General features: G+C 70.4%; 17 protein-coding genes. 12 read left to right on the top strand and 5 right to left on the bottom strand.

Annotated elements, in window-relative coordinates; all coding sequences use genetic code 11:
* The first annotated feature begins 133 nt into the window (after positions 1-133).
* Entirely contained in the window at positions 134-1,624 is a 1,491-nt protein-coding gene (locus L3Q67_RS41300; RefSeq protein WP_499186833.1) for an FGGY-family carbohydrate kinase, read from the top strand.
* Between the two features lie 2 nt (positions 1,625-1,626).
* Here the strand turns inward: L3Q67_RS41300 and L3Q67_RS41295 are convergent, their stop codons facing one another.
* From L3Q67_RS41295 to L3Q67_RS41285, 3 genes are all read right to left on the bottom strand, one after another.
* Positions 1,627-2,616 (bottom strand): aldo-keto reductase family protein, encoded by a 990-nt coding sequence (locus tag L3Q67_RS41295; RefSeq protein WP_499186832.1) that lies wholly within the window; start codon positions 2,614-2,616, stop codon positions 1,627-1,629.
* A 77-nt stretch (positions 2,617-2,693) separates the two neighbouring features.
* The gene (locus L3Q67_RS41290; RefSeq protein WP_499186831.1) at positions 2,694-3,572 is read right to left on the bottom strand and encodes a hypothetical protein; all 879 of its coding nucleotides are present in this window, start codon (positions 3,570-3,572) and stop codon (positions 2,694-2,696) included.
* On the bottom strand, positions 3,569-4,309 hold the full coding sequence (locus tag L3Q67_RS41285) for an AraC family transcriptional regulator (RefSeq protein ID WP_499186830.1): 741 nt from the start codon (positions 4,307-4,309) through the stop codon (positions 3,569-3,571). Before L3Q67_RS41285 ends, L3Q67_RS41290 begins: the two co-directional genes overlap by 4 nt.
* Positions 4,310-4,350: 41 nt before the next feature.
* On the opposite strand from L3Q67_RS41285, the gene L3Q67_RS41280 reads away from it, so the two are divergent.
* From L3Q67_RS41280 to L3Q67_RS41265, 4 genes are all read left to right on the top strand, one after another.
* Positions 4,351-5,301 carry a threonine ammonia-lyase gene (locus tag L3Q67_RS41280; RefSeq protein WP_499186829.1) on the top strand — a complete coding sequence of 317 codons (951 nt, stop codon included), beginning with the start codon at positions 4,351-4,353 and terminating at the stop codon, positions 5,299-5,301.
* Positions 5,302-5,339: 38 nt separating this feature from the next.
* Complete coding sequence (locus tag L3Q67_RS41275) at positions 5,340-6,794, top strand: SDR family oxidoreductase (protein WP_499186828.1); 1,455 nt, start codon at positions 5,340-5,342, stop codon at positions 6,792-6,794.
* A 103-nt stretch (positions 6,795-6,897) separates the two neighbouring features.
* A complete protein-coding gene (locus L3Q67_RS41270) occupies positions 6,898-7,386 on the top strand; it encodes an MmpS family transport accessory protein (RefSeq protein WP_499186827.1) in 489 nt (162 codons plus the stop codon).
* Between the two features lie 820 nt (positions 7,387-8,206).
* Positions 8,207-8,944: an ABC transporter permease gene (locus L3Q67_RS41265; RefSeq protein ID WP_499186826.1), complete on the top strand. Its 738-nt coding sequence runs from the start codon at positions 8,207-8,209 to the stop codon at positions 8,942-8,944.
* On the opposite strand, the gene L3Q67_RS41260 is transcribed toward L3Q67_RS41265, so the two are convergent.
* Positions 8,934-9,608 (bottom strand): histidine phosphatase family protein, encoded by a 675-nt coding sequence (locus L3Q67_RS41260; RefSeq protein ID WP_499191770.1) that lies wholly within the window; start codon positions 9,606-9,608, stop codon positions 8,934-8,936. The two genes, L3Q67_RS41265 and L3Q67_RS41260, sit on opposite strands and share 11 nt — an antisense overlap.
* Before the next feature lie 113 nt (positions 9,609-9,721).
* On the opposite strand from L3Q67_RS41260, the gene L3Q67_RS41255 reads away from it, so the two are divergent.
* The 7 genes from L3Q67_RS41255 (at position 9,722) to L3Q67_RS41225 (ending at position 17,650) form a co-directional block, all read left to right on the top strand.
* Positions 9,722-12,394, top strand: coding sequence for a glycoside hydrolase family 2 protein (locus L3Q67_RS41255; protein ID WP_499186825.1), 2,673 nt, complete (start codon positions 9,722-9,724; stop codon positions 12,392-12,394).
* Between the two features lie 175 nt (positions 12,395-12,569).
* Positions 12,570-12,842, top strand: coding sequence for a hypothetical protein (locus L3Q67_RS41250; RefSeq protein WP_499186824.1), 273 nt, complete (start codon positions 12,570-12,572; stop codon positions 12,840-12,842).
* A 112-nt stretch (positions 12,843-12,954) separates the two neighbouring features.
* Positions 12,955-13,905: an ABC transporter substrate-binding protein gene (locus tag L3Q67_RS41245; protein ID WP_499186823.1), complete on the top strand. Its 951-nt coding sequence runs from the start codon at positions 12,955-12,957 to the stop codon at positions 13,903-13,905.
* Positions 13,892-14,803 (top strand): amino acid ABC transporter permease, encoded by a 912-nt coding sequence (locus L3Q67_RS41240; RefSeq protein ID WP_499186822.1) that lies wholly within the window; start codon positions 13,892-13,894, stop codon positions 14,801-14,803. Before L3Q67_RS41245 ends, L3Q67_RS41240 begins: the two co-directional genes overlap by 14 nt.
* Positions 14,793-15,566 carry an amino acid ABC transporter ATP-binding protein gene (locus tag L3Q67_RS41235; RefSeq protein ID WP_499186821.1) on the top strand — a complete coding sequence of 258 codons (774 nt, stop codon included), beginning with the start codon at positions 14,793-14,795 and terminating at the stop codon, positions 15,564-15,566. The genes L3Q67_RS41240 and L3Q67_RS41235 overlap by 11 nt, the downstream gene beginning before the upstream one ends.
* Positions 15,563-17,287, top strand: coding sequence for an aminotransferase class V-fold PLP-dependent enzyme (locus L3Q67_RS41230; protein WP_499186820.1), 1,725 nt, complete (start codon positions 15,563-15,565; stop codon positions 17,285-17,287). The genes L3Q67_RS41235 and L3Q67_RS41230 overlap by 4 nt, the downstream gene beginning before the upstream one ends.
* Before the next feature lie 42 nt (positions 17,288-17,329).
* A complete protein-coding gene (locus tag L3Q67_RS41225; protein ID WP_499186819.1) occupies positions 17,330-17,650 on the top strand; it encodes an ArsR/SmtB family transcription factor in 321 nt (106 codons plus the stop codon).
* A 3-nt stretch (positions 17,651-17,653) separates the two neighbouring features.
* Here the strand turns inward: L3Q67_RS41225 and L3Q67_RS41220 are convergent, their stop codons facing one another.
* A complete protein-coding gene (locus L3Q67_RS41220; RefSeq protein ID WP_499186818.1) occupies positions 17,654-18,700 on the bottom strand; it encodes a potassium channel family protein in 1,047 nt (348 codons plus the stop codon).
* Positions 18,701-18,759: the final 59 nt, after the last annotated feature.

Here is an 18,759-nt window from a genome sequence, read left to right as displayed (position 1 = left end):
CTCGTGCTCCGGCGCCTGTTGACACTACTCAACCCGCACAATAGCGTCTTCGGTAAACGATTACCCAGATGGTGCCCGGCCAAACCGGCGAAAGCCGGCCGCCGGAGTGGCCGCATGGCCGGAGGAGTGACGCGTGGTCGACGGGCTGCTGCTCGGGGTGGACATCGGCACGGCGAGTTCGAAGGGCGTGCTCGTTGATCCACAAGGGACGATCGTGGCCAGGGCCTCCCGGCCGCACGAGACCTCGTACCCGCACCCCGGCTGGGTCGAGCACGACGCGGAGTCGATCTGGTGGCGTGACTTCACCGCGATCGCCGGTGAGCTGGCCGCCGCGGCGGGCGACCGGCCGCTCGCCGGGCTCGGCGTCAGCGGTATCGGCCCGGTGCTGCTGCCCGCGGACGCCGAGGGCAGGCCACTGCGGCCCGCGGTGCTCTACGGCGTCGACACCAGGGCGAGCCGCGAGATCGACGAACTGACCGAGGAACTCGGTGCCGAATCCATTGTGGAGCGTGGCGGCACGGTGCTGTCGTCGCAGGCGGTCGGCCCGAAGTGGCGCTGGCTGGCGCGGCACGAGCCCGACGTGTTCGGCGCGTCGCGGTTGTTCCTGATGGCCAGTTCCTACCTGGTGCACCGGCTGACCGGGGAGTACGTGCTCGACCACCACTCCGCCAGCCAGGCCGACCCGATGTACGACCTGCGCGCGGCGGACTGGGCGGCGGACTGGGCCGAAGTGGTCGCGCCCGGCATCCGGCTGCCGCGCCTGTGCTGGCCGGCCGAGATCGCCGGTACGGTCACCGCCGCCGCGGCCGCGGAAACCGGGCTGCCGGAAGGGCTCCCGGTCACCACGGGCACGGTGGACGCCTGGGCGGAGGCGGCCAGCGTCGGCGTGACCGAGCCCGGCGACACCATGGTCATGTACGGCACGACCATGTTCCTGATCCAGGTGCTCGCCGATCCGAGCCCGCACCCGGGGCTGTGGACCACGCGCGGCGTGCGCCAGGGCAGCTATTCGCTCGCCGCGGGCATGGCGACCTCCGGTGCGATCACCGACTGGCTGCGGAAGCTGGCCGGGCACGACTTCGGGGAGCTGGTCTCGGCCGCCGCGGAGGTGCCCGCGGGCAGCCGCGGCCTGCTGATGCTGCCGTACTTCGCCGGAGAGCGCACGCCGCTGTTCGACCCCGACGCCCGCGGGGTGATCGCCGGGCTGACCACCGGGCACGGCCTCGGCGAGCTGTACCGCGCCGTGCTGGAGGGCATCGCGTACGGCGTCAGGCACAACCTCGAGGTGATGGCCGAGGCGGGCGGCGCGGCCCGGCGGCTGGTCGCCGTCGGCGGTGGTGTCCAAGGTGGACTGTGGACCCGGATCGTCAGCGACGTCACCGGCCTCGAGCAGGAAGTGCCCGCCGAGACGGTGGGCGCCGCACTCGGTGACGCCTACCTGGCCGCGGTCGCGCTCGGGTGGTCACCCGACATCACGGCGTGGAACCCGGTGCGCTCGGTGATCCGGCCCGATGCCGGGCGAGCGCGCGTGTACGACCGCTTCTACCAGCGGTACCGCGCGCTCTACCCGGCCACCAGCGAGATCGCGCACTTCCTGGCCGCCGAGCAACGCGCGGCCGAATGACCTCAGCGCAGGCTGCCCTCGCCCGCTGGGGCGAACTCGCGCAGCGCCTCGTCGACCCGCGCGAGCGTTTCACCGGTGAGCTCGATCCCGGCTGCCTGGAGGTTCTCGGCGATGTGCGCGGGCGTCCGCGAACCCGGGATCGGCACCACGGCCGGGTACTGGTGCAGCAACCAGGCCAGCGCGAGCTGCCCCGGGCTCACCCCGAGGTCCGCGGCGACCGCGCGCACCGGCGCGTACTTGTCGTTGTTGGTCTTCAGCTTTTCGGCGTCGAAGCGCGGGATGTTGCTGCGGAAGTCCGACTCGGAGACCGCGCCCACCTTGCCGGTGAGGAAGCCGCTGCCGAGCGGGCTCCACGCGACCACGCCGACGCCGAGTTCCCGGGCGGTGGCGAGCAGTTCGGGCTCGATCGGCTGCCACATCGACCACTGCGCCTGCACCGCGCTGACCGGGTGCACGGCGTGCGCCCGCCGCAGCTGCTCGGCGTCCACATTGGATAGCCCGAGGTGGCGGACCAGGCCGGCCTCGACCAGTTCGGCCACCGCGCCGACGGTGTCCTCGATCGGCACCACGGGGTCGGGGAAGTGCGGGTAGTACAGGTCGATCCGGTCGGTGCCGAAGTTGCGGAGGCTCTGCTCGGCGTACCCGCGGACGTACTGGGGCTCGGCGTTGACCGCGAGTTCGCCGAACGAGTAGTTCACCGGGAAGGTGTGGGCTTCGGCGCCTTCGGGCACGCGGAAGCCGAACTTGGTGGCGAGCACCACCTCATCGCGGCGGCCGCGCACGGCGTTGCCGATGAGCTTCTCGTTGTGCCCGCCGGCGCCGTAACCGTCGCTGGAGTCGATCAGCGTGGCCCCGGCGTCGACGGCGTGGTTGAGCGCCTTCGTGGCCGTCTCGTCGTCGATTTCGCCGTACATGCCGGGTGAAAGCACCATGGCGCCGAAACCGATGGCGGAGACGTCGAGACCGCCGAGTGAGCGGGTGGGGAGGGTCATGCCTTCAGCCTGGTCGAAAACCGGACGTGTGTCGAAGACCTGGCGTGATAGCCGGCGGTTATGCCGGGCGTCGCAGGTCAGCGGCCATAGGCGCGCAGCTGGGTGATCGCGTGCACGGTGACGACGCCCCGCCACTCCAGTGCGGCCGCCGGACCCGGCGGGACCCAGCTGACCGGCCAGCCGCCGTCGGCCTGCTGGCTCTTCTCGAGCTGGTCCAGATGCGCTTCGACGGCTTCGCGCGGGAAGAGCCGGGCTCGCGGGCTCTCCGGGCCGGGCACGAAGTCCAGCGGGGTGAGCCCGTAGCCGGCGCCGGGGTGGAGGTGGAACAACGTCAGTTCGGGGACCCTGGCCTCGAAGGCGGCCATCAGTTTCGGGTCCTGCACGCTCTCCAGGTAGGTCAGCACGTTGAGGGCGGTGTGTGCGTCCAGTTCGTCCGCGGCGAGCGCGCGGTCGACTTCGGTGCGGCAGAACGAATCCGCGTCATCGAGCCACGGCGAGGACAGGTCGAGCGCTCGCAGGCGCGCGACGATGTTCCCGGTCGGGTTGAGGCCCGGCGGGAAGTCGCACTCGCCCCAGTGCGCGGCGTGCGGGTGCGCGGCGGCCGACGGCATCACGATGCGCAGGCCACCGCCCGGGGACGCGACCGACTCGAGGTAGGGCAGCAGTCCGGCGGCGAACTCCCTGGCCCGCTCCCGGATCGACGGCGCCGCCCCGACCAGCCGCTCGACCACCTCCAGGCCGAAGTCGACCGCGAGCGGCTGGCTTTCCGGGGCGCGGACGTCGGGTTCGAGGGCGTGACCGAGGCCGCCGTCGGGGTTGCGGTGGGCGGCGAGCGCGGCGAGCACCCCGGGCGTGGCTTCGTGGTCCCCGCCGAGCACCTGGGCGAGCCGGCGCTCCAGCAGGCGTGCGTGCGTGGCCAGGAACTCCCCGGCCTTCCGGGTGATTTCGCTGTTCATGCCGACGACCGTAGGCCCGCCGGGCGGCTGCGGTCTTGAACAGAACGGAAGTACACCGACGGGGTCGCCCCGGTCAGGTCGCGGCAGTCACGACTCAGGTGCGCCTGGTCGGCGTACCCGGCACCGGCGGCGAGCGTGGCCAGGTCCGGCACCTCCTCCGCCAGCGCGATCGCCCGCTGCAGCCGGGCGACCCGCAGGTAGGTCGCCGGTCCATAACCCACCGCGGCCCCGAAGCGGCGGCGGAACTGCCGCGCGCCCAGGTCGAGCCCGGTGAGCGCGGCCGACACCCGCGGCACGCCGCGATCCAGCCGTGCCAGCACCACGTCGAGCACCGGATCCGGCGCGGCCGGTTCGCGCACCACCTCGATCAGGTCGGCGGGGGAGTTCAGCACGCGCTCGGTGAGCGCCCGCCCACGTGCGCCCCACAGGTCGGCCAAGTCGATCCGCTGGTCGCGCAACTCGTCCGCGGGTACCCCGAGCACCCGTGGCGCGTGCCCCGGGCGGAAGCGGATCCCGTGCAGCCGCGTGCCGGCCGGCGTTTCCGACCGCCAGGCCGCGGTGTCCGGCCCGGCGACGAAAACCCGGCCGCCACCGGCGATCAGGTCGAGGCAGCCGTCGGGCACGATCCGCTTGCCGTGCTCGTGTTCGTCCCGGCCGGACACGGACAGCCAGCGGCAGCGCACCACCGAGCGCAGTGGGGCGGGTGCGGGCAGTTCGCGGTACACGCCGACCATCATGCACCCGGCCCCCGACAGTTTCGCGGAGTACGGTCGGGGGCGTGGATTTGGTGACCATCGACGACATCTCCGACGCCGCGGCCCGCATCGACGGCCTCGTGCTGCGCACCCCGCTGATCGAAAACCAGCGGCTGTCCACGGAGTTCGGCACGCGGGTGCTGCTCAAGGCCGAAAACCTGCAGCACTCCGGCAGTTTCAAGGTCCGAGGGGCGCTGAACGCGCTGCTGTCCTGGCAGGAACGGGGTGAACTCCCCGAGGGCGTGGTGAGTTTCTCGGCGGGCAACCACGCGGCGGCCATCGCGTACGCGGGCAAGCGGCTCGGCGTGCGGGTGATCGTCGCGATGCCCAGCAAGCCCGTGCCGTCGAAAGTGGCGAACGTGGAGCGCTTCGGCGGGGAGATCGTGCCGACCGACGACTTCGCCGCGACGCTGGCCGAACTCGCCGAGGAGCACGGCTACCCCATCCTGCACCCGTTCGACCAGCCCGAGGTGATCGCCGGGCAGGGCACGGCGGGGCTGGAGCTGTGCGCGGACGGGCCCGCACCCGATTTGGTGCTCGTGCCGGTCGGCGGTGGCGGCCTGCTCAGCGGGGTGGCCGCCGCGGTGCGCAAGCTCGCGCCCGCGGCCCGCGTGATCGGCGTGGAACCGGCCACTTCGAACGCGATGAGCCAGAGCCTGGCGGCGGGTGAGGTGGTGCGGATTTCGAACCCTTCGGCCACCGTCGCGGACGGACTGACCGCGCCCTTCGCCGGTGAGTACACGCTGCCGCACGTCCAGGCCTATGTGGACGAGGTGGTCGAAGTGGACGAGGACGCGATCCACTCGGCGTGGCAGGAGCTGATCGAGGCGAGCAAGCTGCTGGTGGAGCCCGCGTCGGCGGTCTGCCTCGCGGCGCTGCGCTCGGGCGTGGTGCGGGCTCCGGCGGACGGGGTGACCGTGCTGGTGGTCTCGGGCGGCAACGCCGACCTGAGCAGGCTGGCCGGACTCGGCTGAGCCTGCCGGATCGGCGCCGGTACCCGAGAATGGCGTGAATGCGCTGTCTGGTCACCGGGGCGACCGGTTACATCGGAGGAAGGCTCGTGCCGAGCCTGCTCGAAGCGGGGCACACCGTGCGCTGTCTGGTCCGGGATCCGGCGAAGCTGCGGGACGTGCCGTGGGCGGGTGAGGTCGAGATCGTGCGCGGTGACGTGCTCGACGCGGACAGCCTGCACGACGCGACCGACGGTATCGACGTCCTCTACTACCTCGTGCATTCGTTGTCGCGCAAGGGTTTCGCCGGTATCGACCGGCGTGCCGCGCTGCTCACCGCGGAAGCCGCGCGTGACCGGGGCGTCGGCCGCATCGTCTACCTCGGCGGGCTGGAGCCGGACGGGGAGCTCTCGGAGCACCTCGCGTCCCGCGCCGAGGTCGGGGAGATCTTCCTGCGTTCGGGGGTGCCCACGGCCGTGCTGCGGGCGGCGGTCATCCTCGGGTCGGGGTCGGCGAGCTTCGAGATGCTGCGGTACCTGACCGAACGGCTGCCGGTGATGGTGGTGCCGAAGTGGGCGCACAACCGGGTGCAGCCGATCGCCATCCGGGACGTGCTGCGGTATCTGACCGGCTGCGCGGACCTGCCCGCCGAGGTGAACCGGGCCTTCGACATCGGCGGTCCGGACGTGCTCACCTACCGGAGCATGATGCGCCGCTATGCCGAAGTTTCAGGATTAATCCGGCGGGTGATGGTTCCGGCACCCGTGTTGACGCCACGGCTTTCGTCGCACTGGGTGAACATCGTGACGCCGGTCCCGCGCGGCATCGCCCGGCCCCTGATCGATTCACTGGTGCATGAAATGGTGTGCCGGGAACGGGACATCGCGCGGTACGTGCCCGATCCGCCGGAGGGGCTGGTGGACTACGCCAGGGCCGTTGAGCTGGCCTTGGCCAGGATCCGGGACGCCGAGGTGCCGACCCGCTGGTCGGGGGCCGCGGTGCCGGACGCGCCCGCCGAGCCGCTGCCCTCGGACCCGGAGTGGTCCGGCGGCTCGGTCTACACCGATCACCGGCAGTCACCTTGCGCGGCGTCACCCGAGGAGCTGTGGCGGGTGATCGAGGGCGTCGGCGGCAGCAACGGCTGGTACTCGTTCCCGCTGGCCTGGGCGGTGCGCGGCTGGCTCGACCGGTTGGCCGGTGGCGTCGGGCTGCGGCGTGGCCGCCGTGACCAGCATCGACTCCAGTTGGGTGAGGCGCTGGACTGGTGGCGCGTCGAGGCCATCGAACGCGGCGGGCTGCTGCGGTTGCGGGCCGAGATGAAGGTGCCCGGGAAGGCGTGGCTGGAACTGGCCGCGGAGCCGGGGGAGCACGGCTCGGTGTACCGGCAGCGTGCGGTCTTCGTCCCGAAAGGACTGGCCGGGCACCTGTACTGGTGGTCGGTCGCGCCGTTCCACGGCCTGGTGTTCGGTGGCATGGTCCGCAACATCGTCCGTACCGCCGAACACCCGAAAGAGTGAATATTCAAATATTCCGGCTTTCGGGGGTAACGGCCTTCCGCGATTAAGCGAGTATTAAACAGCGTGCCCGACCTGGGGCGCGGTGACGTGGGGAGCGGCACCCGTGACGGAGACCTCCGAAGAAGCCCGGTTGCTGGCGGAACGACGGGCGCGCCGAGTGCTCGGCGGGGTTTCGCTGATGCTGGGCGTGGCCGTGGTGGGGGCCGCGAGCGTGGTGCTGCAGGTGACCGCGGGGGAGCGGCCCGCGCGGTCGAACCCGCAGCACCTGGCGCGGCAGCCCGCGGACAACGTGGCGCCTGCCGTGCCGCCGATGCCGTCGAAGTACGTGACGTACGAACTGAGCGGGGACAGCGGCGCGCGCAACATCACCTACGTGGGCAACGAACTCACCGTGGCGCAGGAGACCTCCGCGGAACTGCCGTGGTCGCGGACGCTGGAGCAGCTGACCCCGAGCTCGGGGTACTTCAGCATCTCCGCCCAGAACCCGGCGGCGGGGAGCCTCACGTGCCGCATCGTGGTGGACGGTCAAGTGGTGTCCCAGAAGTCGACCACCGTGGCCAAGAACGTGGTCACCTGCTCACACAGCCGGTAACCACTCACCGAGCGCCGCATGCCGTGCCCGCCGCCACCGGCATGCGGCGCCCCACCCCGAGTCCCACTCCCACGCACGCGAGTTCCACGTTCGTGCAGCCGAGTTCCACGTTCGCGACCGCGAGTTCCACACTCGGGTAGCCGAGTTCGACGTTCCAGCGCTTGACTTCCGCGTTCGGGTGGCCGGGTCCGGCCGGTGAATTCCGAGAGCCCGGGCGAGTCCCACACTCAAGCAGCCGAGTCCCACGTTGAGGAAGCCGAGTTCCACGTTCGCGGCCGTGAGTTCCACGTTCGTGCAACTGAGTCCTGCGTTCAGGCCGCCGAGTTCCCCATTGGCGAAGCCGATCTTCGCAAGCCGGATAGTCAGGGGCTTGTTGGCCTGACCTATCCCGCGCTCGGTATCCCAGCGTCGTCGATCAGTAGGCCTCGGCGGCCCGACGGCGATCGCCCGCCGCTCCCTCACTTATGCGAGCCTGCTCGCGTGTGTGGAACTCGGCTGCCCGAACGTGGGATTCGGCTGTCTGAGTGTGGGACTCGACTGCCCGAGTGCGGAACTCGCGGTCGCGAATGTGGAACTCGGCGGCCCGAACGGGGACGTGGCCGTCTGAGTGTGGGGTTCGCCTGTCTGAACGTGGGGTTCGGTTGCCTCAACGTGGGGCTCGGGTGCCTGAATGTGGGCTTCGGCTGCCCGAGTGTGGAGTTCGGTTGCCGGAACGTGGGGTTCGGGTGTGTGGACGTGGGGTTCGGGTGTGTGGACGTGGGTCGGCTGGTGGGGGTGGGGTTGGCGGGTGGGGAGGGCGTGCGTCGGGCAGGATCGGGGGGTGGGTGCAGCTATCGAGGCGGGGCCGGTGCTGGCGGTGGTGCTCGTCATCTTCGTGCTGCTCGCGGCGGCGGTGGTCTGGCGCGGCGGGCTCGGGTCCGGCCGCGGGGTGCTGATCGCCGCGGTGCGGGCGGTCGCGCAGCTCGCCGCGGTGTCGGTCGTGATCACCGCGATCCTGCGGTCCGGCTGGTGGACCGCGGGCTTCGTGGCGTTCATGTTCGCCGTCGCCTCCTTCACCACCTACCGCCGCGTCAAGGCACCCGGCGGCTGGCCCTGGTTCGCCGCGGCGATCGCCGCCGGGGTCGCGCCGGTGCTCGCCCTCGTGCTGCTTTCCGGTGTGGTGCCGTGGAAACCGATCATCGTGGTGCCGATCGCCGGCATCGTCATCGGCGGCGCGATGACCGCCACCGCGCAAGCCGCCCGCCGCGCGCTCGACGAGCTCAAGACCCGCCACGGCGAATACGAGGCCGCACTCGCGCTCGGCTTCATGCCCCGCGCCGCCGCGCTGGAGATCTGCCGCCCGTCCGCCGGGTATGCGCTGGTCCCCGGCCTCGACCAGACCCGTACGGTCGGCCTGGTCACCCTGCCCGGCGCCTACGTCGGCATGCTGCTCGGCGGCGCCAGCCCGGTGCAGGCGGGCGTCGCGCAGCTGCTCGTGCTGATCGGCCTGCTGGCCGCGCAGTCGGTGGCCGTGCTGGCCACCGTCGAGTTCGTCGCGGCGAGCCGGATCAGGTGGTGAGGTGGGCGATGTCGTTGAACCCCCGGACGATCCACTGTGGACCGTGCACCACCACCTGCGAGAACGAGCCGTTGTCCGCCCCGACGAAGGCGAACGGCCGTGACCGGCTCGCCAGCGCGAGCACCTGCCCGATCACCCCACCGTGGGTGAACACCGCGACCCGCTGACCGGGGTGGTCCGCGGCGATGCGCTCGATGCCCGCCCGCACGCGCGCGGCGAACACCTCGTCGTCCTCCGCACCGGGCGCCACGCCCCAGCGTTCCTCCGCCCAGAGCTTCTCGGCCAGCGGGTCTCGCTCCGCGACCTTCTGCCGGAACACCCCGCCCTCCCACTCACCGAGGAAGATCTCCCGCAGTTCGGGACACACCCGCGGAGTCAGCCCCAGCCGCTCGGCCAGCGGCGCCGCGGTCTGCGCGGTCCGCCGCAGCGTGGTGACGTAGAGGGCGTCGAAGTGCTCCTTGCCCAGCCGTCGCGCGATCAGGTCGGCCTGCGCCAGCCCCTCGGGCGCGAGTTCGGGGTCGCCCTGGCCGTCGACCAGCGGGAACGGCTTGCTCGGCCGGGCCGGCGCGGATTCACCGTGGCGGATCAGCAGCAGGTCGGCCGCACCCGGCGGGGCGGTGAAGCGGCGCTGGCGGTACTCGGGCTCGGCGGGGTCCTCGGGCATCGTCACGCTTGCGGACCCTACCTGCCCCGCCGGGCAGAACCAGCCCGGCGGCCCTTGCACGGAAATCGGAAAGTGCTCCAGGGTGGTTTGGACCACTGACTCCGGGAGCAGCCATGCGCCTACGCCGTACGCCGAAGTTGCTCGCCGCGCTCGCGGTGTTCGTGCCCCTGTTGTCCGCGCAGGCGGCCGGGCCACCCGCTCCGGCCGGTGAGCCGATGACCGCGCCCGCCGCGTCCGGCCAGGCCAGCACCATCCCGGACTGGCGGTTGCAGACCAGCAAGGTGGTCACCGCCGGTGGTGACGCCCTCTCCCAGCCCGCCTACGACGACAGCGGCTGGTACCCGGTGCCCGCCCGCTCCACCGTGCTGGCCGGGCTGGTGGCCAACGGCAAGTACGGCGACGTCAACTACGGCACCAACCTGCAGCGCGCCGAGCGGTCGGAGTTCACCGTGCCGTGGTGGTACCGCAAGGCGTTCACCGCGGATCCGCAGCCGGGCGCGCACACCTTCCTGAAGCTCAACGGCGGCATCATCTCGCGCGGCGAGGTGTGGCTCAACGGCGTCAAGGTGGCCGGGACCGACCAGGTCGTCGGCGCCTACCCGACCCACGAGTTCGACGTGACCTCCTTGCTGCGCAAGGGGCACAACGCCCTGGCGATCAAGGCGATGCCCGCTGATCCGCAGCAGGACCTGTCGATCCACTTCATCGACTGGGCCCAGTTGCCGCCGGACCGCAACCAGGGCCTGTTCCGCGACGTCCAGCTGACCCGCAGCGGCGCGGTGTCCCTGCGCGACATCCGCGCAGACGGTGATCTGCCGCTGCCCGACCTCAGCAGCGCCGACGTGACCGTCAAAGCCGACGTCCGCAACAACACCGCGCAACCGGTGACCACCGAGATCGCCGGCAAGGTCGGCGAAATCTCGCTCAACCGCACGGTCACCCTGGCGCCCGGTGAAACCAGGACGCTCACCTTCTCGCCGGCCGACACGCCCGCGTTGAAGATCGCGCGGCCGCAGGTCTGGTGGCCGTTCACCATGGGCGGCCAGCCGATGTACGAGGCTTCCCTCAATGCGGCCGTTGGTGGCGCACTCTCCGATGCGGTCAGAACGAAGTTCGGCATCCGTGAGGTGACTTCGCGGTTGAACCAGGGCGCACGCGAATTCTCGGTCAACGGCAAGCCGTTCCTGGTGCGTGGCGGCGGCTGGGCGTCGGACCTGTTCCTGCGCACGGATCTGCGGCGCATCGGTGACCAGCTGAATCTGGTGCGTTCGATGGGAATGAACACCATCCGGCTCGAAGGCAAACCGGAGAACGACGAGTTCTACGACCTGGCCGACCAGTTGGGCATCATGCTGCTCACCGGCTGGGAATGCTGTTCGAAATGGGAGGATTACGCATCCTTCGATGCCGAGGACAATGTCGTCGCCGGGCAGTCGGCGGAAAGCGAAGCCAAGCGCGTACGCAACCACCCGAGCATGCTGGGCTTCATGATCGGCAGTGACGCCGCGCCCGGCGCCGGCCTGGAGAAGATCTACCTCGACGCGCTGAATCGGGCGGATTGGAAGCTACCGGTCATCTCCTCCGCGAAGGCGTTCAGCTCACCGCAGTTGGGCAGTCCCGGCATGAAGATGGACGGCCCGTACTGGTGGGAGCCGCCGAACTACTGGTACAACGAGCAGAAGGGCGGCGCATTCGGCTTCGCCTCGGAAATCGGCCCCGGCCCGGCCATCCCGGAAATGGAGGAGCTGAAGAAGTTCCTCACGCCGGAGGACATCGCCAAGCTCACCGACTACAACGCCACGCAGTACCACCTTTCGCCGAGCACCACCTTCAACAAGCTCAGTTTCTGGGGCACGGCACTGGATCAGCGATACGGCCGTCCCGCGAACCCGGAAGCGCTGGTGCGCAAGGCGCAATTGGCCAACTACGAGACGAACCGCGCACAGTTCGAGGCCTTCGGGCGCGACTGGTCGGACTCGGCGAAACCGGCCACCGGGGTCATCTACTGGATGCTGAACAACGCCTGGCCCACCGCCTACTGGCACCTCTACGACTACTACCTCGACACCGCGGGCTCCTATTTCGGCGCGAAAACCGCGTTGCGGCCGCTGCACGTCCAGTATTCCTATGACGACAAATCGCTGGCCGTGGTGAACACCGGGCTGGAGGCCGTGCCGGGGTTGCGCGTGGAGGTGACCGTCTTCAACGCGGACGGCACGGAAAAGGCGAAGGAGACCCGTCCGGTCGAGGCCAAGGCGAACGGATCGGTGCGGGCCGGCACGCTGCCACAGCCGGCAGGCCTTTCGACCACCTACTTCACCCGCCTGCTGCTCACCGACGCCGCGGGCAAGGTGCTCGACCGCAACGTCTACTGGCTCTCCACCCAGGCGGACACGCTCGATTACGGCAGTTCGACCTGGTACCACACACCCCAGACGGGTTACGCCGACCTGACCGGGCTCGACCGGTTGCCCAAGGGCTCGGTCACCGCCCATGCGAAGTCCACTGTGGAGGGTGACCGCACGCGGACCGAGGTGGCCCTGACGAACAACGCGGCGGGCGGGCAGGTCGCGTTCTTCGTCAAAGCGACCGTGTGCAAGGGCGCGGGTGGCCCCGAAGTGCTGCCGACGGACTGGTCGGACAACTACGTGACGCTGTGGCCGGGGGAGACGCTGCGGTTGTCGGCCGCGTACCGGACGGCGGACCTCGGCGGGACGGCTCCCGTGGTCGAATTGAGCGGGCACAACGTGGACCCGCTCGTGATCGCGGCGCCCGGCCGGCACTGAAGCGTTGCTACCGCAGGGATCGGCGGAAGCGGATTCCGTCGACGGTCGCCCGTCCTGCGAGCGCCCGGTCACTCTGCCGCGGCCCGGACTCGCATCTCGATCGAACATGTGTTCTACTGGTCGGGCCGGCCTCGATGGGGAAGATCGGGGCCGGCCCCAGCTACAGGAGGGCGTCATGGCGGTCGAGATCACCAGCCGGATCACCGGTCAGCGGGTCCGGTTCCGCACCGGGCTGGCCGCCGAACGCTACGCCGAAATCATCGGTGGCGGGGCGGTCAACTGGGAGTTCGCCGCGGTCGACGCTGAGCCGCCCGAGGTACCCGTGGAGATCCCGGTGCAGGCCCGCCGGGTGGTGCACCCGGTGCTCGACGACTGGCGCCGCCGGGGTGGCTCCCCGGCCCGGCCGCCGGCGACGCCGTGGGCGCAGCGGTGGGAGGCGATCGGCTGATCCTGCACGGCCGCGATCGGGGCAGGCGGCAAATTTCAACTCGTAGTTGACGTATTCAACAACGAGTTGTAGCGTCCTGCTTCAGCATTTTCCCTGGTCGCGGAGGTGGCCCATGCCCGCTCGAAAACTCGTGCCTGCTCTCGCGCTGGTCGCGCTGGCCCTGACCGCCTGTGGCGGTGGGCCGGACGGTGCCGGTGGCGAGCCCGCCCAGCAACCCGGCGGCGGGGTGTCGGCAGGCGTGCCGGACACCGCCGCCCTGCTCGCCAAGGTCACCAAGGACGAGCAGCTCAACGCCGCCCTGCCCGCGGCCACCAAGCAGGCGGGCACCCTGCGGGTGGGCTCGTACCTGCAGTCCGCGCCGAACAACTTCTACGCCGCCGACGGCAAGACCCCGGTCGGCTACGAGGTCGACCTGGCCAAGGCGATCGGCGCCAAGCTCGGGCTGAGCGTGGCCCACGAGGACATGGCGTTCAGCTCGCTGATCACCAGCCTGCAGTCCGGCCGGATCGACATGACCATGGCGGCGATGAACGACACGCCCGAGCGGCAGCAGCAGATCGACTTCGTCGACTACTTCACCTCGGGCATCACGATCATGGTCCGCAAGGGCAACCCGGACGGGGTGAACGGGCCGGAGACCTTGTGCGGCAAGGCCGTCGCCGTGGTGCAGGGCACCAGCCACCAGAAGTTCGCCACCGAGCAGAGCGAGCAGTGCAAGCAGGGCGGCAAGCCCGAGGTGACGGTCACCGCCACCGACAGCGACACGCAGAACCAGAACCAGCTGCGCACCGGCCGGGTGGCCGCGGTGCTCAACGACCTGCCGAGCGCGGTCTACATCGCGAAGACCGCCGGTGAGGGCCAGTTCTTCGAGGTGATCCCCGGCGAGCCGATCAACGGCGGCCCGTACGGCATCGGCGTGAACAAGGGCAACGCCGAACTGGCGCAGAGCGTGCAGAAAGCCTTGCAGGCACTGGTTTCCGACGGGAGCTACAACGAGATCCTGCGGGCGTGGGGTGTCGAGCAGGGTGCGGTCGGCGAGGTGAAGCTCAATGGCGGCTCCTGAGCTGCCGATCGTCCGGCTCCGCCACTGGGGCCGGTGGGTCAGCGGCGCGATCATCCTGGCGCTGCTCGCGGCGCTCGGCGTGGCGCTGGCCCAGGCGAAGATCGACTACGAGTCGGTGCCGGAGTTCCTCTGGTACCGCGTGATGGCCGTGGGCCTGCTGAACACCGTGCTGCTGGCGGTGATCTCGCAGGGACTGGCGATCGTGATCGGCATCGTGGTGGCGCTGATGCGCCGATCGGCGAACCCGGTCGCGCGCTGGTTCGCGATGGTCTACATCTGGTTGTTCCGCGGCCTGCCGGTGCTGCTGCAGATCCTGATCTGGTACAACCTGGCGCTGGTCTTCGAGTTCATTTCGATCCCGCTGCCGTTCACCGGCGGCTACCTGCTGCACGAGCCGACCAACGCACTGGTCAGCGCCTTCGTCGCGGCCCTGCTCGGGTTGACGCTCAACGAAAGCGCGTACATGGCGGAGATCGTGCGCGCCGGGCTGAACAGCGTGGACGGCGGGCAGACCGAGGCGGCCAAGGCGATCGGCATGACACCGGCCACGACGCTGCGCCGGGTGGTGCTGCCGCAGGCGATGCGGGTGATCATCCCGCCCACCGGGAACGACTTCATCAACATGCTGAAGGCGACCTCGATGGCTTCGGTGATCGGCGTGACCGAGCTGATCCACGCGTCGAACAACATCTCGTCGAACAACCTGCTGGTGATGGAAACCCTGCTGGCCGCGGCGATCTGGTACATGGTGGTGGTCACCGTCGCCGGGATCGGGCAGCACTACCTGGAACGGGCCTTCGGCGCCGCCGACCGCGCTGGCGTCGCGGCGGGGCCGTGGTCACGGGCGGCTCGGGCGTTGCGCACGGTGCCGTTGCGGAGGGGGAAAGATGCCATCTGAGGACCCGTTGCTGCGTGCGGTCGGCGTGCGCAAGCGGTACGGCTCGGCCGAGGTGCTGCGCGGGATCGACCTGTCCGTCCGCAAAGGACAGGTGGTCTGCCTGCTCGGCCCGTCCGGCGCCGGCAAGAGCACCTTCCTGCGCTGCGTCAACCACCTGGAGCCGATCGACGGCGGCCAGGTGTGGGTCGACGGCGAGCCGATCGGCTTCCGCGAGCGCAACGGCAAGCTCTACGAGTTGCGCGAGCGGGAGGTCGCCAAGCAGCGGCGCGACATCGGCATGGTGTTCCAGCGGTTCAACCTGTTCGCCCACCGCAGCGTGCTGCAGAACGTGATCGAAGGCCCGGTCCGGGTGCGCGGGATCGCCCCGGCCGAAGCGCGGGAAACCGCGCTCGCCCTGCTGGACCGCGTCGGCCTCGCGGACCGCGCGAAAGCTTATCCCGCTCAACTGTCCGGTGGGCAGCAGCAGCGCGTCGCGATCGCCAGGGCGCTGGCCATGCGGCCGAAGTTGATGCTGTTCGACGAGCCGACGTCGGCGCTGGACCCGGAACTGGTGGGTGAGGTGCTCGAGGTGATGCGCGGGCTGGCCGAGGACGGCATGACCATGCTGGTGGTCACGCACGAGATGGCCTTCGCCAAGGAGGCCGCCGACGAGGTGGTGTTCATGGCGGACGGCGCAGTGGTGGAGACCGGGCCGCCGCAGCAGGTGCTCGGCGATCCGCAGGAGCAGCGCACCCGGCAGTTCCTGGCGCGGGTGCTGCCGTGAACCGGATCTCCGCGCGGTACCTGGTCCAGTTCGACGAAACGCCCGGCTACCTGGACTTCGCCCGGTTCGGGCCGCCCTCGCACGCGGTGCTGGACACCACCGCCACCCTGCTGGACCGCTCGGTCAAGGCCGGACAGTCCACTGTGGATGACCTGATGCTGCAGGAGGTCCGGGCCAAGGCGGCGGTGGCGCGGTTGTGCGGCACCGACACCGACCACGTGGTGCTGGTGCCGAACACCAGCACCGGGCTGTTCCAGGCGGCGTTCAACGCCACCGGCGAGGTGCTGGTGTCGGCGAGCGAGTTCCCGGCGAACACCTATTCGTGGGCGCGCGCGGAACAGGCGGGCCGGGCGAAGGTCCGCTGGCTGCCCACCGGATTCGTCACGCCCGAGGCGGTCGCGGACGCGCTGACGCCGGAGATCACCGTGGTCTCGGTGAGCGCGGTCGACTTCCGCACCGGTTTTCGCGCGGACCTCGGTGCCCTGCGCGAGGTCGTCGGCGACCGGCTACTGGTGGTCGACGGCATCCAGGGCTTCGGGGTGGTCGAGGCGCCGTGGGAGGTCGCCGACGTACTGGTCGCCGGTGGGCAGAAATGGCTGCGCGCGGGCTGGGGCACCGGTTTCGCCGTGTTGTCAGATTGCGCACAGGAACGCATGGACCCGTTGCTGTCCGGGTGGACCGGCGCGCGTGATCCGGGCCTGTTCGACGACGAGATCCACCCGGCGACGGACACCGCGGCGTCGTGGTCGATCAGCAATCTGAGCCCGGTCACCTCGGGCGCCTTCGCCGCCGCGCTGGAGCTGGCCGAGGAGGCGGGCGTGGCCGCGATCGAGGCGCGGATCGCCGAGCGGGTCGGTGAGCTGGAAGAGGTGATCCGCTCGTGCGGCGGGGAAATCGTCTCCGCGACCGAGCGGCGGGGCGGCATCCTGGCGTTCACCCTCGGCGAGGTGCCGAGTGAACGCGTCGGGGCGGCGCTGAAGGCCGACGGGATCACCGCGACCGTGCGACCGGAGCACGTCCGCCTTTCGCCGCACGCTTCGACGCACGCCGGTGCCGCCGAAGCGTTGCGGCTGACGCTGTCCCGGCTGACCCGTCCGGCGGTTTCGGTGCACGGTGTTCCGGCGCGGGTCGCGGGCAGCGAGAACGACGTGCTGTCGGCGCTGGTCCCGGCCGTGGACGGGCTCGCCGCGATGCTGGGGCCGGGCAACGAGGTGGTGCTGCACGACCTTTCCCGGCTGCCGGACTCGATCGTGGCGATCGCCGGCGGGCTGACCGGCCGGGACGCGGGCGGCCCGATGACCGACCTGCTGCTGGGCCTGGTGCGCCGCGGCACCACGCAGGACCTGATCAACTACGAGACGCACGGCCCGGACGGGCGGCCGATCCGCTCGTCGACGATGTTCCTGCGCGATGCCGACGGCACGGCGGTCGGCTGCCTGTGCGTGAACAGCGAGACCACCGGCGCCGACGACGCGGCGGCCGTGCGGCGGGAGAGCTTCCCGCCGGACGTGGACAGCCTGCAGCGGTTCCTGATCGAGCGGGCGGTGGAGAAGGTGGCCATCCCGGTCGAGCTGATGAAGAAGCGGCACAAGGCGGCGGTGGTGCGGGAGCTGGACGAGGCGGGCTTCTTCCTGATCAAGGACGCGGTGGACTTCCTGGCCACCGAACTGGAGGTGACCCGGTACACGATCTACAACTACCTCAACGAAATCCGGAAATGAGCCACGCTGGCGTGTGACTTATCGGTCACGTATCCTGGGCGGATGACCGACGACGACCGGGTGTTCAAGGCGCTCGCCGACCCGACGCGCCGGTTCCTGCTCGACCTGCTCTTCGCCAGGGACGGGCGCACCCTCACCGAGCTCGAGTCGGAACTGGAGATGTCGCGGTTCGGCGTGATGAAGCACCTCAAGGTGCTCGAAGAGGCGAACCTGGTGCTCACGCGGCGATCGGGCCGGGAAAAGCTCCACTTCCTGAACGCGGTCCCCATCCGGCTCATCCACAACCGCTGGATCGACAAGTACACCGAGCAGCGGATCTCCGCGCTGACCGACCTGAAAGCCGAGCTGGAGAGCAACCCTTGAGTGCTACTCGCTCGCGACCCGGGTGCGGTGCCGGCGCAGGGCCGCGGTCAACTGCGCCTCGCTGATCCGTTCCCGGCTCACGAAATAGAGCACCGAACCGGCCGGCAGCGCCGTGTCCCACGACGGGCTCACCAGCAGGTCGTCCGGGGTGCGGGCGGCGAGCACCGTCGCGTCGTGCTGGCGGCCCAGCGCGGTCTGGCAGTCGCCGAAGGCCGTGGTCTCCGGCAGCCGCAGTGAATAGGTGTTGCCGTTGCCGCCGTGGGTCATCAGTTCTTCGTAGACCTGAGTGATGCCGGGATCCTGCAGTTCCTCGGTCAGCATGTGCGGGTTGTGCCACTGCACGCAGTGGATGGCCTCGCTGACGTACCGGAAGTGCTTCGCCCGGTCGAGGTCGCGCAGGGCGACCACCACGTGCGCCTGGGTCTGCAGGTGGTCGACGGTCACCGCCATGGCCAGCGCCTCGTTGTCGTCACGCGCGTCGATGAGCACGGCGCGGGCGCGGTGCACGCAAGCCCGCCGCAGCACGCTTTCCGAAGTCAGGTCGCCGCGGACGAACTCCACCGTGCGTTCCGGCAGCGGGTTCGACTCCACCTCGGGCCACGCGCCGAGCACCGCGCGCAAGGATTCGTCGGAATGCAGTTCGTCGAGGATGCGCTCGGTGCGGCCGGGGGTGTAGCCGAGGACCACGATGTGGCCGGCGACCTCGAGCGTGCCGGAACCGTGCATGCGCCGTCCCCTCCGTTTTTCGATCATGGACGCCAGCTGGGCGAACAGCGTGGTCAGCGTGGCGATGCCGCCGATGATCACATAGCCGCCGACCAGGTGTCCCCAGCTGGTCTCCGGGTAGAAGTCGCCGTAGCCGACCGTCGAGGCGGTGACCACGAACCACCACCAGAAGTTCGCCGGCTCGACCAGTTCGCTCCCGGCGGGCTCGGCCAGCAGCATCAACGGCCAGCTGGTGACGAACACGGAGAGCGCCACGGCCAGCGGTGGCAGGCCGACGCGCGAGCCGAGGGCGCGGCGGATGAGGCGGATCAGGAACACGGGCATCCGACACCTCCCTGCGTCGCGGTCCTCCGGATTCGGGACACGGTAATCGCGAGCCGGTC

Source organism: Saccharothrix sp. AJ9571, from assembly GCF_021725495.1.
Classification (GTDB): domain Bacteria; phylum Actinomycetota; class Actinomycetes; order Mycobacteriales; family Pseudonocardiaceae; genus Amycolatopsis; species Amycolatopsis magusensis.
Note: the sequence above shows the minus strand (reverse complement) of the source record. Positions and strands in the feature narration are given on the sequence as shown.

Excerpts from the sequence above, each read along its gene's own strand:
- L3Q67_RS41295 (WP_499186832.1), bottom strand. The coding sequence starts at position 2,616 with ATGACCCTCCCCACCCGCTCACTCGGCGGTCTCGACGTCTCCGCCATC.
- L3Q67_RS41290 (WP_499186831.1), bottom strand. The coding sequence starts at position 3,572 with ATGAACAGCGAAATCACCCGGAAGGCCGGGGAGTTCCTGGCCACGCAC.
- L3Q67_RS41285 (WP_499186830.1), bottom strand. The coding sequence starts at position 4,309 with ATGATGGTCGGCGTGTACCGCGAACTGCCCGCACCCGCCCCACTGCGC.
- L3Q67_RS41275 (WP_499186828.1), top strand. The coding sequence starts at position 5,340 with ATGCGCTGTCTGGTCACCGGGGCGACCGGTTACATCGGAGGAAGGCTC.
- L3Q67_RS41260 (WP_499191770.1), bottom strand. The coding sequence starts at position 9,608 with ATGCCCGAGGACCCCGCCGAGCCCGAGTACCGCCAGCGCCGCTTCACC.
- L3Q67_RS41255 (WP_499186825.1), top strand. The coding sequence starts at position 9,722 with ATGCGCCTACGCCGTACGCCGAAGTTGCTCGCCGCGCTCGCGGTGTTC.
- L3Q67_RS41250 (WP_499186824.1), top strand. The coding sequence starts at position 12,570 with ATGGCGGTCGAGATCACCAGCCGGATCACCGGTCAGCGGGTCCGGTTC.
- L3Q67_RS41245 (WP_499186823.1), top strand. The coding sequence starts at position 12,955 with ATGCCCGCTCGAAAACTCGTGCCTGCTCTCGCGCTGGTCGCGCTGGCC.
- L3Q67_RS41240 (WP_499186822.1), top strand. The coding sequence starts at position 13,892 with ATGGCGGCTCCTGAGCTGCCGATCGTCCGGCTCCGCCACTGGGGCCGG.
- L3Q67_RS41235 (WP_499186821.1), top strand. The coding sequence starts at position 14,793 with ATGCCATCTGAGGACCCGTTGCTGCGTGCGGTCGGCGTGCGCAAGCGG.
- L3Q67_RS41225 (WP_499186819.1), top strand. The coding sequence starts at position 17,330 with ATGACCGACGACGACCGGGTGTTCAAGGCGCTCGCCGACCCGACGCGC.
- L3Q67_RS41220 (WP_499186818.1), bottom strand. The coding sequence starts at position 18,700 with ATGCCCGTGTTCCTGATCCGCCTCATCCGCCGCGCCCTCGGCTCGCGC.